Raw genomic sequence first — 14,868 nt, forward strand, 5'->3', positions numbered from 1 at the left:
GCACCCGCCCCGGGGTCGCGCGCCGGTCAGGCCCGCAGGGTGTGGCTGGGCGGCCGGCCGTAGACCCGCCGGTACGCCTCGGCGAAGCGGCCCGGGTTGCCCCAGCCCCACCGGCGGGCGATCGCCGCGACCGTCGCGCCCCCGGCCGGGTCGGCGTCGACGAGGTCCCGGTGTGCGCGGTCCAGCCGGACCCGGCGCAGGTGGGCCGTGGGGCTGACGCCGAGGTGCCGCGCGAACGCGGCCTGGAGCCCGCGCGGGCCGACCCCGCAGGCCTGCGCGATCTGCGCCACGGTGATCGGCTCGGCGGCGTGGGCCTCGATGTGGGCCACGGCCCGCCGGACCACGGCCGGCTCCACCCGGCTCGGCCCCGGCACGTAACCGGCCGTCATGGTGGTGTTGGGGAACACGGCCAGCGCGGTCGTCGCCACGTGCTCGGCGAGGCTGGCCCGGATCAGCGGGTGCGCCAGCGTCCCGTCCGCCGCCGCGGCCTGCGCGTCGAGGAAGGCCGACAGCCCCGCCCAGGCGCGGGCCATGGCGGCGGAGACGGGGGCCATCCCCTCGAACCGGAAGTCGGCCACGGCGACGTCGGTGCGGGCGGCGGCGACGCGGGCGACGTGCACGGTCGACAGCCGCACCACGCTGGCGGTGACGTCGCTCCACTGCACCGTCATCGGCGAGTTGTGGAACCGGCCCACCGCGCCCGGCGGCAGGGCCAGCTCGTCGCGGCCGACCTGCCAGTGGTACCACCCGCGCCGCACGTGCACCGCCATGAAGCCCACGTAGGGCTCCGTCCACGACCGGGCGTCCATCGAGTGCACGATCTCGTCGACGCCGAGCTCCCCCGCCTGGGTGACGGCGAGCCGGAACCGGAAGCCGAGGGCGCTGCCGGTGAACCGGGGTCGGTGGGCGGAGTACCGCTCGGCGATGGTGTGGTGGGCGAGGTCGGGATCCCGGGTCGCGACCTCGTCGCGGATCACCGACGCCCGCTCCGTGGTCGCGGCACCCGCGCCGTCGCCTGTGCGCATGTGGCCTCCCCGTCGCCGCAGTCGGAAGCACAACGCGCCGGGCCCGGGCCGCGTTACGGGCGCGCCCGGTGACGCCGGAAACCGTCCACCGGCCGGGACGGCGACGCGCCGCCGGCCGGCCCCGCAGGCGGGCCGGCTAGCTTGGGCCGCCGGTGCGGACGCCGGCCGGCGGCGCCGGGGCCCGGCAGGTCGGAAGGGGTACGAGACGTGCGAGACGACTTCCCGCGCCACCTGGCCAAGGAGCTGGACGCCACGGACCCCCTCGCCGACCTGCGCGACCGGTTCGTGATCGCCGACGACCACCTGATCTACCTCGACGGCAACTCCCTGGGCCGGCTGCCGGCGGCCACCCCGGCGCACCTGGACCGGCTGGTCCGCGAGGGCTGGGGCGACGGGCTCGTCCGGTCCTGGCCCACCTGGATCGAGTGGGGCCGGCGCATCGGCGACCGGCTCGCCGCGCACGCCCTCGGCGCGCGACCCGGCGAGGTGGTGGTCTCCGACTCCACGTCGGTGAACCTCTACAAGCTCGCCGCCGCCGCGCTGGACGCCGCCGGCGACCGCCGCACCGTGCTGGTGGACGCCGAGGACTTCCCCACCGACCGGTACGTCCTGGAGGGGCTGGCCGCCGCGCGCGGGCTGACGCTGCGGCTGCTCCCCTCCGACCTCGACGAGGGGCTGCGGCTCGACGAGCTGCGCGCCGCGCTCGACGGGGACGTCGCGCTGGTGGTGCTGTCGGCGGTGGCCTACCGGTCGGGGGCGCTGCTGGACATGGCCGCCGTCAACGCCGCCGCCCGACAGGTCGGCGCGACCGTGCTGTGGGACCTGTCGCACGCCGTCGGGTCGGTGCCGATCGAGCTGGCCGCCACCGGCGCGGACCTCGCGGTGGGCTGCACGTACAAGTACCTCAACGGCGGCCCGGGCGCGCCGGCCTTCCTGTACGTGCGCCGCGAGTTGCAGTCCCGGCTGCGCCAGCCGATCCAGGGCTGGTTCGGCCGGCGCGACCAGTTCGGCATGGGTCCCGGCTACGATCCGGCCCCCGACCTGGACCGGTTCCTGGTCGGCACCCCGTCGATCCTCGCCCTCGCGCCGCTCGACCCGGCGCTGGACGTGCTCGCCGAGGCCGGCATCGAGCGGGTACGCGCCAAGGGCCGCCGCCTCGGCGAGCTGATCGTGACGCTGGCCGACGCGTGGCTGACCCCGCACGGCTTCCGGGTGGCCTCCCCGCGCGAGGCCGACCGGCGCGGCAGCCACGTCTGCCTGCACCATCCGGAGGCGCTGCGGATCTCCCGGGCCCTGGCCGAGGCGGGCGTGGTGGGCGACTACCGGGCCCCGGACCGGCTGCGGCTGGGGCCCGCGCCGCTCTACACCCGCTACGTCGACGTGTGGGACGCCCTGGACCGGCTGCGGGGCCTGGCGGAGCGGCGCGGCTGGGAACGGGTGCCGGGCGGGCCGTCGCGGGTCACCTGAGCGCGTCGTCGGCGCGGGGCAGGGCGAACCAGACCTCGGCCCCGCCGCCCGGCGGGGACCGCAGGCCGACCCGGCCGCCGTGGGCGGCGACGATCCCGGCGACGATGGCCAGGCCCAGCCCGCTGCCGCCGCCGCGCCCCGGCTCGGCCTGGGTGAACCGGTCGAACGCCCGCTCGGCGAGCGCGGCGTCGACGCCCGGCCCGCCGTCGGTGACCCGGACCGTGACACCGTCGGCGTCGGGCTCGACGGCGACGGCGACGGGGGCGTCGGCGGGGGTGTGCGCGCGCACGTTGGCCAGCAGGTTGGCCAGCACCTGCCGCAGGGCGTGCTCGTCGCCGCTGACCGGCGCGGGCGTGGGCGCGAGCAGCCGGGCGGGCCGGCCGGGCTGGGCGGCGAGCAGGTCGGCGACGGAGTCGCGGGCCAGCACGGCCAGGTCCACCCGGTCGTGCCGCAGCTGCGGCTCGGCGTCGAGGCGGGCCAGGTAGAACAGGTCGTCGAGGATGCGCCCCATCCGGACGGCCTCGTCCTCGCTGCGGGCCAGCACCTCCGCCCGGCGGCCGGGCTCGACCATGTCGTGCCGCAGGATCTGCAGGTAGCCGCGGATCGAGGTGAGCGGGGTGCGCAGCTCGTGGGAGGCGTCGGCGGCGAAGTCCCGCAGCCGCTGCTCCGAGCGGGTGCGGGCGGCGATCGCCGCCTGGAGCCGGGTGAGCATGCCGTTGACGGCGAGGGTGAGCCGGTCGACCTCCGTGCGCGGGTCGGCGACCCGCACGCCGTCCAGGGGGACCCGCCGGTCGAGGTCGCCGTCGGAGATGGCGGTGGCGGTGGCGGTGATCCGGTCCAGCGGGCGCAGCCCCCGCACCAGCAGCAGCCGCGCGGAGCCGGCCAGCAGGAGCAGCACCGCCGCGCCGCCGGCCAGCTCCACCAGCACCAGCCGGCGCACGGTCTGCGTCACCGGGGCCAGCGGCAGCGCGATGAGCACGAGGGCCTCGCCGGCGCGTACGGTGACCACCCGCCACCGGCCCGCCAGGGTGACCGGCGTCGACGGGCCCTCGGCGGGCGGCGCCGGCGACAGGTCGAGCAGCGGGGTGGCCGGCGGGGTGGCGGCCGAGAACCGGGTGAGCGTGCCGCGGTGGCGGATCTCCACCAGGTAGTCCGACGGCGCGACGGCGGCCCGGACCGTGCCGGGGGGCTGGCCCGCGAGCTGCTTCACCCGGGTGGCGACGACGGCGGCGGCGGACCGGAGCTGGTCGTCGGTGCGCTGCATCAGGTACGCCTGCAGCGCCAGCGCGCTGACCAGCCCGGCGGACACCAGCGCGGTCGCGGTGAGCCCGACCAGGCCGAGCAGCAGGCTGCGGCGCAGCGGCAGCCGGTTCACCCGGGCGCACGCAGGGCGTAGCCGAAGCCGCGCCGGGTCTCGATCAGGGGCGGCCCGAGCGGGTCCAGCTTGCGCCGCAGGTAGCCGATGTAGGTGTCGACGACGTTCGACGCGCCGTCGAAGTCGTAGCGCCACACGGCGTCGAGGATCTGGGCGCGGGAGAGCACCCGGCCGGGGTTGAGCATGAGGTGGCGCAGCAGTTTGAACTCCGTCGGCGACAGCGACAGCAGCCGGCCGCCCCGGCGGACCTCGCAGGTCTCCTCGTCGAGTTCGAGGTCGGCGTAGCGGAGCACGCCGGTGGCGGGCACGGGGGCGGAGCCGATCCGGCGCAGCACCGCCCGCACCCGCGCGACCAGTTCCTCGACCGAGAACGGCTTGGTGACGTAGTCGTCGCCGCCGTAGGTGAGGCCGGCGATCCGGTCGCGCGGGGCGTCGCGGGCGGTGAGGAACACGATGCCGATCTCGTGGCCGGCGGCCCGCAGCGACCGGCACACCTCGAATCCGTCGCCGTCGGGCAGCAGCACGTCGAGGACGACGAGCCGGGGGTGGCTCTCGCCGGCGCGGCGCAGCGCCTCGGCCGCGGTGGTCGCGGTCACCACGTCGAAGCCGTGGAACCGCAGCACGGTGGCGAGCATGTCGACGATGTTGGGCTGGTCGTCGACGACCAGGACCCGGACGGCGGCGGCGTTCATCTCGACGGATCAGACCACGGGCGGCTGGGAATTCGATGAGAGTCCGGCGAGAGCCTCGGTCCTGTCCGGCTCGGGGGCGGGTCGACGCCGACGGCCCGGGTGCCACCAGTTGGCCCGGCCGAGCAGCGCCATCGTCGCCGGCACCAGCAGCCCGCGCACCACGGTGGCGTCCACCGCCACGGCCACGGCCATGCCGAGGCCGAACATCTTGATCACGGGGTCGGTGTGCAGGACGAAGCCGGCGAAGACGGTCACCATGATCAGCGCGGCGCTGGTGATCACGCGACCCGTGCCGGCGAGCCCGACGCGGACGGCGACCCGGTTGTCGCCGGTCGCCCGCCACGCCTCCTGCACCGCGCTGAGCAGGAACACCTCGTAGTCCATGGACAGGCCGAACAGCAGGGCGAACAGCATCATCGGCACGTAGCTCTCCACGGGCACCGGCCCGGACAGGCCGGTCAGCTCCACCCCCCAGCCCCAGGAGAAGACGGCCGTCAGCACCCCGTAGGCGGCGCCGATCGAGACCAGGTTCATCACGGCGGCCTTGACCGCCACCACGGGGGCCCGGAACGCCACGTACAGCAGCACGGTGGACAGGCCGACGACCACGGCGATCACCCACGGCATCCGGTCCCGGACGCGGTCGGCCAGGTCGGCGCGGGTCGCGGTGGACCCGCCCACGTGCACCTGCACCCCGTCGACCCGCACGTCGCGCAGGTCGGCGACCAGGGCGGCGGTGGCGGGGTCGCTGGGGCCGGTGTCCGGCTGCACGCTGGCCGTGGCCACCCGGCCGCCGTCGGCGAGGCGCACCGGGGCGACGGACGCGACGCCGGGCGTGGCGGCCAGCTCGCGGGTCAGCTCGGCGAGCCGGGGGTCGGCGGTCCCGGCGGCCGGGGGGTCGACGGCGGCGACCACGCTGAGCGGGCCGTTGACGCCGGGCCCGAACCCCTCGGCGAGCAGGTCGAAGCCGGTGCGGGTGGCGCTGCCCGGCGGGTCGTCGCCGGCGTCGAGCTGGCCGAGGGTGAGCGTGGCGGCGGGGGCGGCGAGCACGGCGAGCAGCGCGCCGGCGAGCAGGGCCCACCGCCAGGGCCGGCGGGTCACCCGCTCGGCCTGCCGGGCCCAGCCGGTGCCGCCGTCGCCGGCGCGGCGGCGCAGGCGCAGCGGCAACGCGTCGAGGCGGGGGCCGAGCACGGCCAGCAGGGCCGGCAGGAGGGTCACCGCGCCGAGCACGGCCACCACGACCACCAGACCTGCGGTCCAGCCCAGCGTGCCGAGGATGGGCACGCCGGCCACGGCGAGACCGCCGAGGGCGATGACCACCGTGCCGCCGGCGAACACGACCGCCGCGCCCGCGGTGCCCATGGCGGCGACCAGCGCCTCGTCGGCCGGCGTGCCGGCGGCCCGCAACGCCCGGTAGCGGGTGATCAGGAACAGGGCGTAGTCGATGCCGACGCCCAGGCCGATCATCGTGGCCAGGTTCCCGGCCACCGACGGCACGGCCACCAGGTGACCGGCGAGCCCGACCGTGGCCAGCGCGCAGCCCAGGGTGAACAGGGCGGTCACCAGCGGGACCGCCGCGGCGACCAGGCCACCGAAGGCGAACAGCAGCACCACGGCGGCGACGAGCAGCCCGACGACCTCGGCGGTGTGCGAGCCGCCCCGCTCCGCCGCCGTGGCGAGCGTCCCGCCCGGCACCGTCTCGACGCCCGCGTCGCGGGCCGGCTGCGCCGCGTCCAGCACCGACCGGCTGAGCGCCTTGTCCACCTCGCGTGCGGGCACGTCGAGGCGGACGGTGAGGTAGCCGGTGCGGCCGTCGGGGCTGAGCGTGCCGGCGCGGGCGTCGACGCCGTCGACCCGGGTCACGTGCTCCACCTCGGCGAGCGCGGCGGCGGTGCGCTCCAGCGCCGCCCGGCGGTCCGGCTCGTCGAGGCGGCCGGCGTCCACGCGGACCACGACCTGCCCGCTGCTGGCGGGGCCGCCGCCGCCGCGTTCGCTCAGGTCGCGGGCGAGCTGGGCGTCGCTGCCGGGCAGGGCCACGTCGTTGTCGACCGGCCGCCCGAAGGCGGCGACACCGCCGACCAGGGCGACCGCGACGAGCAGCCAGGCGGCGAGCACCCGCCAGGGCCGGCGTACGCACCAGCCGCCCAGCCGCTCCAGCGTCCGGTGGGTCCAACCGTCGGTACGGGCGTGCATCAGTTTCCTCCGCAGGTGCCGGAGCGGCGGCCGTCGCCGCCTCCGGGCAGGGTCAGGTCGTGGCCGGTCAGGCGCAGCCGCAGGCCGTCGTCGGCCACGTCGACGCCCTGCCAGCTCAGGCCGGCGGGCAGGGTGGGCAGCGGCCGGGACAGGTCGCGGCCGCCGGTGAGCCGCTCCACCAGCTTTGCACCGGCGGGCCGCCGCATACCCAGCACCTCGATCTCGGTGGGGGTGACGGTCAGCCGGCCGGCGTCGATCGCGGGCCGGGCGAGCACGGTGACCGGGAGCTGCTGCCCGGCCATCGGCGCGGTGGTCTCGACGGCGAGCAGCCCGCCGACGCCCCGGTAGTGCACGGGGCGCTCGCCGACCGTGCCGGGCAGCGCGTCGAAGCCGACCCGGATGCGCAGGTCCAGCGTGCCGACGCGGGCCGGCTGCTCGCCGGGCAGCCGCACCCGGGACAGCTCGGCGTCCACCTCGGCGGCCCGCACGTCGCCGCGCGTGACGTCGGAGGCGCGCACGCTCACCCGGCCGAGCTCCCCGGTGAGCACGCCGGGCAGCACGGGGAAGCCGCCGAGGTCGACCTCGGGCGACCGGTCGAGGTCGGCGGCGCAGGCCAGCCGGTCGGCCAGCCGCTGCGCCGCCGTCCGGGCCACCCACCGGTCCGCCACCACCGCGGCCGTCACCAGGACCGCCAGGCAGGCGGCGGCAAGCAGGACGGCTCGTCGCCGCCGGTTGATTCGCAATCGCACCGGTAGAGCAGAACAGGCCGGTCTGGACCCACCACCCGAGGAAGATGAGAGAAACGTGGGAGTTCGGGGTGGCCCACCTGCGGGATCGCCCGCGCACGGACGCCGGACGGTCAGCCGGCGGCGGGAACCTCCCGCACCACGGCGACGCCGCCGGCGGGCACCTCCACGGCGGTGTCGACCGCCACGCCGGTGAGCAGCTCCACGCCGACGGCCGGCACCCGGTGCGCCCGGTCGGTGTGGTTGAGCAGGAACAGCCAGCTCGCCGCCGCGCCCCGGCGGCGCACCGCCTCCACCCCGGCCGGCGCGGCGGGGCAGGTCGGCGTCGCCCCGGCGGCGAGGGCCGCGTCGGTCAGCAGCCGCCGGTACGTCTCGTCGTCGGGCCGGGTGGAGACGTACCAGGCGGTGCCCGCGCCGTGGCGGTGCCGGGTCACCGCCGGCTGCCCGGCGAGCACCCCGGCGGCGTACGCGCGGACGACCTCGGCCCCGGCGAGTCCGACGCCCTCGGACCAGATCCGCCCGACGCCGCCACCGGCCAGGGCGACCTCGTCGCCGTCGGCGAGCGGGTGGAACTCCTCCACCCGGACGCCGAGCACGTCGCGGAACGCGCCGGGATAGCCGCCGGTGCGTACCCGGGCGTGCTCGTCGGCGACGCCGCTGAGCCAGGTCACCACGAGGTGCCCGCCGCCGGCGACGTAGTCCCGGGCCCACCGGGCGGCGGCGTCGGAGGCGAGGTAGAGGGCCGGGAGCACCAGCAGCGCGTACCCGTCGACGGGGTCGCCGGGCAGCACCACGTCGCAGCCGAAGCCGGCCCGCCACAGCGCCCGGTGCGCCGCCGCGACCTCCTCGTGGTGGTTGACGAGCTGCGAGGGCAGGCCCGGGTGTTGCAGGGCCCAGCCGCAGCCGGCGTCCCAGCCGATCGCCACGGACGCCTCCACGGCCGCGCCGTCGGTCTCGGCGATCCGGTCCAGGACCGCGCCCAGCTCCACCGTCTCGCGGAACACCCGGCTGTCGGGGCCGGCGTGCGGCACGAGCGCGGAGTGGAAGCGTTCCGCCCCGCCGACGGGGGCGCGCCACTGGAAGTACAGCGCGCCGCGCGAGCCCCGGGCGACGTGCGCGAGGCTGTGCCGGGCCATCCGGCCGGGCTCCTTGGTGTGCATCCGCCCGGCGGTGTAGATCAGGTTCGGGGCGGTCTCCATGAGCAGCCAGGCGCCGCCCCCGGCGGCGTCGCCGGGCACCGGCCGCCGGCCGTCGCCGGCGGCGCGGGCGGCCCGGGCGCGCGCGCCGTGCCGGGCCCAGCCCCGGGCCAGGTCCGCAGCGAGGGCCGTCTGCTCCTCGGCCCCGCCGTCGACGGCCGTCGGGTAGTGGTCGACGGCCACCAGGTCGACCTCGGCGGCCCAGCGGGCGTGGTCGACGGGCACCCAGTCGCCGAGGACGTAGTTGGTGGTGACGGGCACCGCCGGGTTCGCCGCCCGCAGCAGGTCCCGCTGTTCGGTGTACGCGGCGAGCAGGGTGTCGGACCAGAACCGGCGGAAGTCGAGCAGTTGGCCGGGGTTGGCCAGGTACTGCGTCGCCCGGGGGGTGCTGATCTGCGCCCAGTCGGAGTAGTGCTGGCTCCAGAAGCTGGTGGTCCAGGCGTCGTTGAGGGCCCCCAGGTCGCCGTGCCGCCCGACCAGCCACGCCCGGAACGCCGCCGCCGCGTGCTCGCAGTGGCAGACGGTGCCGTACTCGTTGTGCACGTGCCACAGGGTCAGCGCCGGGTGGTGGGCGTAGCGCTCGGCGAGGACCCCGGCGATCCGCCGGGCGGCGGCCCGGTAGGCCGGCGCGGCGGCGCAGTAGGTGTCCCGGCTGCCGTGGTGCAGCCGCACCCCGTCGGCGGTCACCGGCAGCGCGCCCGGGTGGGCCAGGGAGAACCAGGGCGGCGGCGACGCGGTCGGGGTGGCCAGCGCCGCGCCGATGCCGTTGTCGGCGAGCAGGCCCAGCACCCGGTCGAGCCAGCCGAAGTCGTAGCGGCCGGGCGCGGGTTCGAGGCGGGACCAGGCGAACACGCCGACGGTGACGAGGTCGACGCGGGCCCGGCGCATCAGGGCCACGTCCTCGGCCCAGACCCGCTCGGGCCACTGCTCGGGGTTCCAGTCGCCGCCGAAGCGGAGCCGGGCCTCGTCCCACATGCCGCACCGTCCGTTCGTCGAGGTGGTGTCCGGGTGTGCCGGACGGCGGCCCGCGCGGAGCCGGCTCCGCGCGGGCCGCCGTGGTGTCAGCCCTTCACTGCGCCGGTGATGACGCCCTTGGTGAAGTGCCGCTGCACGAACGGGTAGACGATGATCGCCGGGACGACGGTCACCACGACCACGGCCATCTTCACCGCCAGCGTCGGCGGGTACGCGGTGATCCCGGGCAGGCTGACCGCGGCGCCGGAGACGTTCGGCGACTGGCCGGCCAGGATGTAGCTCTGTAGCACCCGCTGGATCGGGAACTTGTCGTTGTCGTCGATGTAGAGCACCGAGTTGAAGTAGGCGTTCCAGTAGCCGACGGCGTAGAACAGGCCGACCACCGCGATCACGGCCTTCGACAGCGGCAGCATGATCCGGGTGAGGATGCGGAACTCGCCCGCCCCGTCGATGCGGGCGCTGTCGAGCAGCTCACCGGGCACGCCCATGAAGAACGCCCGGATGACCACGAGGTTGAACACGCTGATCGCGCTGGGCAGGATCAGCGACCAGATGCTGTCCTTGAGCCCGAGCCCGGTGACCACCAGGTAGCTGGGCACCAGGCCGGGGAAGATCAGGAACGTCAGCAGGAAGAAGAACAGCAGTCCCCGGTGCCCCACCGAGCCCGGCCGGGACAGCCCGTACGCGGCCAGCACGGTGAGCACCAGGCTCACCGTCGTGCCGACGACGGTGATCAGGGTGCTGATCCAGACGGCCCGGGTGATCTGCCCGCCGTTGAAGATCGTGATGTACGCCGACGGGTCGAACTCCCGGGGCACCATCACCATGCCGCCGGCCGCGTCGATGGTCTCCCGGGAGGCGAGGCTGGTCACCAGCACCGCCCACAGGGGAACGAGCACCGCCGCGACGAGCACGACGAGCACGACGCCCTTGCCGAACAGGCCGACCGGCGAGGGCGGCTCCTCCCACGGGGGCCGCGGGCTGCCGCGCCGCCGCCTCGGCCTGCCGGCCGGCTCGGGGGCGGCCGGCACCGGTCCGATGCCACTGAGCTGTGCGGTCATGACTTGGAATACACCCCCTGCTCGCCGAGCCGGTGCGCGAGCTTGTTGGCCGCGAGGATGAGGATCAGGCCCACCACCGCCTTGAACAGCCCGGCAGCCGCGCCCAGGCCCCACTGCTGGGTGGCGATGGCCTGGTAGTAGACGAAGGTGTCGAGCACCTCGGCGGCGTCGCGGCCGACCGCCTCCCGTTGCAGGATGAACTGCTCGAAGCCGACCGACAGCGCGTCGCCCAGCCGCATGATGAGCAGCAGCACGATCACGGGCCGCAGCCCGGGCAGCGTGATGTGCCACATGCGCCGCCACCGCCCGGCGCCGTCGGCCGCCGCCGCCTCGTACAGGTTGGGGTCGATCGCGGCCAGCGCGGCCAGGAAGACGATCGCGCCCCAGCCGATGTCCTTCCACACCGCCTCGGCGGTGACCAGCACGATGAACGTGTCCGGGTTGGTCATGATGTTCCACGGCTGCATCCCGGCCTCGCGCATCTCCTGGGCGAGCAGCCCGGCCCCGCCGAGCATCTGCACGAAGAACGTGACCACCAGCACCCAGCTGAAGAAGTGCGGCAGGTAGACGACGCTCTGCACGAAGCCGCGCACCCGCCCGGAGACCAGGCTGTTGAGCAGGATCGCCAGCAGGATCGGCAGCGGGAAGAAGAACACCAGCTGGAACGCGGTGATGGTGAGGGTGTTGCGCACCGCGTCCCAGAACAGGGGGTCGGCGAAGAGCGCCTCGAAGTTGCCGAAGCCGATCCACTCGCTGTAGAGGAACGCCTCCACGGGGTCGTCGCCGACGAAGGGGTTGTAGTCCTGGAAGGCGATGACGTTGCCGAGGGTCGGCAGGTAGTGGAAGACCAGCAGCAGCGCGGCGGCCGGCGCGGTCATCGCCAGCAGCGGCCAGTCGCGGCGCAGCCGCGCGCCCAGGCTGGCCCGGTGCCGGCGGCGGCCGGCGCGGCGGGGCTTTCGGGTCGGCGGCGGGGCCTGCCCGGCCGCCGCCGGCGCGTCCACCGCGCCGGCGGTGCCCGGGCCGCTCATCGGCCGTTGTCGGCGAGCGCCTTCTCGTGGAAGGCGCGCCCCTCTTCGCCGCCGGAGGCCATGAACTCCTTCGTCACCTGGTCGAGGTCGCTGACGGGGCGGCGGCCGCGCAGGATGTCGCGGATCTTGTCGTCGGTCGGCTGGATGATCTTCGACCAGTTGGCGGGCAGCTCCAGCTTGATCCCGGCGAACAGGTCCTTCTCCAGCAGGGCGACGTTCTTCTTCAGGTAGTCCAGGTACTGCTGGACGTAGTCCGGGGTGTCGCCGCTCTTCACCTTCACCGCGACCCGGCAGAAGTTGTACTGGCCGCCCAGCTCCTTGCGGCCCAGCTCGGTCGGGACCGGGCTGCCGTCGGCCGCGCGGGTGAAGTGCTTGCCCTCCACGCCGTACTCGCGCAGCTCGAACTCGCGGCTGCCGAACGGCGCGGCGCACCAGTTGAGCACCCGCAGGATCTCGTCGACCCGGTCGGCGCCGAGGCCCTTCTTGACGAAGGTGAAGAAGATCGGCTTCTCGCTGCCCCAGATGACCGGCTGCGCGCCGGCCGCGCCGAACACGGGCAGCGGCTGCATGTTGAAGCTCGGCAGCACCTTGGACTGCTCGCCCTGCAGGCCCTGCCACGCGCCGAGCCCGTCCTGGAACATCAGGATCTTGCCCGCCTTGAACAGCTGCTTCTCGTCGGCGCCCTTGCTGGCCACCGTGTCGGGGTGGACCAGCCCCTCCTTGAACAGCTTCGCCGTGAACTCCAGGGCCGCCTTGTAGGCGGGGTTCTCGAACTTGTGCTCCAGGCCGCCGCCGGGCTTCTTGCGCCAGGTCTGCTGGCAGCCGTAGAACTGCTGGACCATGTCGAAGACGGTGCCGAAGGCCCACACGCCCTTGGCCGGGTCGGTCGCCTTCTTGGCCAGCTCGTAGAGCTCCTCGGGCGAGGTCGGCGCGGCCAGGCCGGCCTTGTCGAACAGGTCCTTGCGGTGGAACAGGGCCCACGCGAAGGGGCCGTCGGTGGGGTACGGCACGGCGGCCAGCCGCCCGCCCCAGACCGAGTACTCCCAGGACCCGGTGGGCAACGCGGCCAGGTACGGGTACTTCGCGACGGCGTCGCCCTTGAGGTGGTCGGTGAGGTCCTCGAAGAGCGCCTTGACCGCGTCGGAGAACCGGGCGACCTTGTCGACCTCCCAGTTGGGCGCCATGAGCAGGTCGGGCACGTCGCGGGCGCCGAGCATGGCGTTGAGCTTGTCGGCGAACGTGGTGCCGTCCTGGAGGCTGGGGTTGATCTCGACGCCCAGCTTGGTGTTGATCGCGGCGAGGTAGGAGTTGCTGCCCAGCGTCGGCGGGGTCGGGCCCCACCAGGGGCTCATCGTGCGGATCGCCGCGCCGCCCTTGCCGGGCTGTTCGGTGACCGCGTCGACGAGGTCCTTGGGGTAGCTGAGGTAGCCGTCCGGGATCGGCCCCTCCCCCGGGATGTCCGGCTTGAGGACCTCGGCCGGCTTGTGGTTGGGCAGGACGGCCCGGACCGCGTCGGCCTGGGTGGCGCTGCCCTTGCTTCCGGCCTCCTTGCTGCAACCGGCGAGGGTGGCGCCACCCATGGTCGCGGCGGCGCCGAGACCGGCGAGGCGCAGCAGGGTCCGGCGATCGGTGGATACGCCTGGCAGGGACGGCTTCACGGCGTTCCCTTCATCTGACACGCGGGGCTTGCGGAGCACGCGCGCCCGGCTAGGATTAGTTGGGTTACTAACCGAATAAACTAATCGACGGTGATCCGGCCCACAAGGGAGCGGCGACCGCGGGGCGACGTGCCGCGCGCGGTGGTCCGGTGGGGCGCCGCGGTGCGCGATGATGGACGCGCGGACCGACCGGGGATCGCGCACCGGCAGCGCAGGGAGCGGGCACATCTTGATCAGCATGCAGAACGACCCGCAGCCGACGGACCTCGGCGACGTGCGGGTCGCCAACCGGGCCGTGGTGCTGCGGCACGTCCGGGTGCACGCCCCCTGCTCCCGGGCCGACATCGCGGCCCGCACCGGGCTCAACAAGGCCACCGTCTCCAGCCTCGTCGGCGAGCTGATCGAGCGCCGGCTGGTGCGCGAGACCGGGCTGACCGAGAACCGGATCGGCCGCCCGGCCACCATGCTCGTCCTCGACGGCGAGCCGTACGCCGCCCTCGGCCTCCAGGTCGGCGTCGACGAGCTGGCGGCGGTGGCCGTCGACCTCGGCGGCAACCGGCTGCTCACCTGGCGGCGCGCCTTCGCCGCGCCGGCCGCCACGCCGGACGAGACGGTCCGGGCCCTCGTCGCGCTGGCCCGCCGGGCCACCGCCCGGATCGCCGGCGAGGGGCGGGCCGTGCTCGGCCTGACCGTCGGGGTGCCGGGCCTGGTCGACGCGGCCGGCTGCGTGCCCCTGTCCCCCGCGCTCGGCTGGCGCGACGTGCCCCTCGCCGACCAGTTGCGCGCCGCCCTGCGCGACCCGGACTTCACCGTCGCCGTGGACAACGAGGCCAACCTCGCCGTCCTGGCCGAGCAGCGGCACGGCGCCCGGGCCGGGGCCACCGACCTGGTCCACCTCACCGGCGGCGCGGGGATCGGCGCCGGGGTGATCGTCGACGGCCGGCTGCTGCGCGGCAACCGGGGCTTCGCCGGCGAGATCGGGCACCTGGGCCTCGACCCGACCGGTCCGGCCTGCCCCTGCGGGCGCTCCGGCTGCCTGGAGGCGCTGGTCGGCCTACCGGCCGTGGTGGGCCGGCTGCTGCCCGACACCGCCGGGGACGGCCCCGTCACCGACTTCCTTCCCGAGCTCGACCGGCTCAGGGCCCTGGCCGGGCAGGACGACCCGACCGTGCGCGCCGGGCTGGCCGAGACCGGCCGCCACCTCGGCCACGCGGTCGCCCTGCTGGCCGGCCTGCTCAACCCCGAGGCGGTGCTGGTCGGGGGCCACCTGGCGACGCTGGGGCCGTGGCTGCTGCCGGCGGCCCGGGCCGAGCTGGCCGCCCGGGCCCTCGCCCCGGAGGCCGGCGGCTGCCGGCTGGAGGCGTCCACCCTGGGGGGCACCGCCGCCGCGCTCGGCGGGGCCACGGCCGCCCTGGCCACCGTCGAAAGTGGCCGGCTGCCCGCCCGCTGACG

General features: G+C 75.6%; 11 protein-coding genes. 2 read left to right on the plus strand and 9 right to left on the minus strand.

Annotation, left to right across the window (positions count from 1 at the left end; genetic code table 11):
* Positions 1 to 26 precede the first annotated feature (26 nt).
* On the minus strand, positions 27 to 1,025 hold the full coding sequence (locus tag O7633_RS03465; protein ID WP_278135421.1) for a helix-turn-helix transcriptional regulator: 999 nt from the start codon (positions 1,023 to 1,025) through the stop codon (positions 27 to 29).
* A gap of 207 nt (positions 1,026 to 1,232) precedes the next feature.
* On the opposite strand from O7633_RS03465, the gene kynU reads away from it, so the two are divergent.
* On the plus strand, positions 1,233 to 2,492 hold the full coding sequence (gene kynU, locus O7633_RS03470) for a kynureninase (RefSeq protein ID WP_282325971.1): 1,260 nt from the start codon (positions 1,233 to 1,235) through the stop codon (positions 2,490 to 2,492).
* Here the strand turns inward: kynU and O7633_RS03475 are convergent.
* The 8 genes from O7633_RS03475 to O7633_RS03510 form a co-directional block, all read right to left on the minus strand.
* Entirely contained in the window at positions 2,485 to 3,867 is a 1,383-nt protein-coding gene (locus tag O7633_RS03475; RefSeq protein ID WP_282325972.1) for a HAMP domain-containing sensor histidine kinase, read from the minus strand. The two genes, kynU and O7633_RS03475, sit on opposite strands and share 8 nt — an antisense overlap.
* Positions 3,864 to 4,559, minus strand: a complete 696-nt coding sequence (locus tag O7633_RS03480; RefSeq protein ID WP_074476296.1) for a response regulator transcription factor — start codon at positions 4,557 to 4,559, stop codon at positions 3,864 to 3,866. The genes O7633_RS03475 and O7633_RS03480 overlap by 4 nt, the downstream gene beginning before the upstream one ends.
* Positions 4,560 to 4,568: 9 nt before the next feature.
* Positions 4,569 to 6,752, minus strand: a complete 2,184-nt coding sequence (locus O7633_RS03485; RefSeq protein ID WP_282325973.1) for an MMPL family transporter — start codon at positions 6,750 to 6,752, stop codon at positions 4,569 to 4,571.
* On the minus strand, positions 6,752 to 7,501 hold the full coding sequence (locus tag O7633_RS03490) for a DUF2993 domain-containing protein (RefSeq protein WP_282325974.1): 750 nt from the start codon (positions 7,499 to 7,501) through the stop codon (positions 6,752 to 6,754). The genes O7633_RS03485 and O7633_RS03490 overlap by 1 nt, the downstream gene beginning before the upstream one ends.
* Positions 7,502 to 7,611: 110 nt before the next feature.
* Entirely contained in the window at positions 7,612 to 9,669 is a 2,058-nt protein-coding gene (locus O7633_RS03495; protein ID WP_282325975.1) for a beta-galactosidase, read from the minus strand.
* Positions 9,670 to 9,755: 86 nt separating this feature from the next.
* Positions 9,756 to 10,730: a carbohydrate ABC transporter permease gene (locus O7633_RS03500; RefSeq protein WP_282325977.1), complete on the minus strand. Its 975-nt coding sequence runs from the start codon at positions 10,728 to 10,730 to the stop codon at positions 9,756 to 9,758.
* A complete protein-coding gene (locus O7633_RS03505; RefSeq protein WP_278135437.1) occupies positions 10,727 to 11,758 on the minus strand; it encodes an ABC transporter permease subunit in 1,032 nt (343 codons plus the stop codon). The genes O7633_RS03500 and O7633_RS03505 overlap by 4 nt, the downstream gene beginning before the upstream one ends.
* A complete protein-coding gene (locus O7633_RS03510) occupies positions 11,755 to 13,416 on the minus strand; it encodes an extracellular solute-binding protein (RefSeq protein ID WP_282325980.1) in 1,662 nt (553 codons plus the stop codon). The genes O7633_RS03505 and O7633_RS03510 overlap by 4 nt, the downstream gene beginning before the upstream one ends.
* 238 nt (positions 13,417 to 13,654) lie before the next feature.
* Here O7633_RS03510 and O7633_RS03515 point away from each other — a divergent pair, with 238 nt between their 5' ends.
* A complete protein-coding gene (locus O7633_RS03515) occupies positions 13,655 to 14,866 on the plus strand; it encodes an ROK family transcriptional regulator (RefSeq protein ID WP_256095729.1) in 1,212 nt (403 codons plus the stop codon).
* The last annotated feature ends 2 nt before the right edge of the window (positions 14,867 to 14,868 follow it).

The sequence above is a fragment of the Micromonospora sp. WMMD712 genome, from assembly GCF_029581295.1.
Classification (GTDB): Bacteria; Actinomycetota; Actinomycetes; order Mycobacteriales; family Micromonosporaceae; genus Micromonospora; species Micromonospora carbonacea.

Excerpts from the sequence above, each read along its gene's own strand:
- O7633_RS03485 (WP_282325973.1), bottom strand. The coding sequence starts at position 6,752 with ATGCACGCCCGTACCGACGGTTGGACCCACCGGACGCTGGAGCGGCTG.
- O7633_RS03500 (WP_282325977.1), bottom strand. The coding sequence starts at position 10,730 with ATGACCGCACAGCTCAGTGGCATCGGACCGGTGCCGGCCGCCCCCGAG.
- O7633_RS03495 (WP_282325975.1), bottom strand. The coding sequence starts at position 9,669 with ATGTGGGACGAGGCCCGGCTCCGCTTCGGCGGCGACTGGAACCCCGAG.
- O7633_RS03480 (WP_074476296.1), bottom strand. The coding sequence starts at position 4,559 with ATGAACGCCGCCGCCGTCCGGGTCCTGGTCGTCGACGACCAGCCCAAC.
- O7633_RS03505 (WP_278135437.1), bottom strand. The coding sequence starts at position 11,758 with ATGAGCGGCCCGGGCACCGCCGGCGCGGTGGACGCGCCGGCGGCGGCC.
- O7633_RS03465 (WP_278135421.1), bottom strand. The coding sequence starts at position 1,025 with ATGCGCACAGGCGACGGCGCGGGTGCCGCGACCACGGAGCGGGCGTCG.
- O7633_RS03515 (WP_256095729.1), top strand. The coding sequence starts at position 13,655 with ATGCAGAACGACCCGCAGCCGACGGACCTCGGCGACGTGCGGGTCGCC.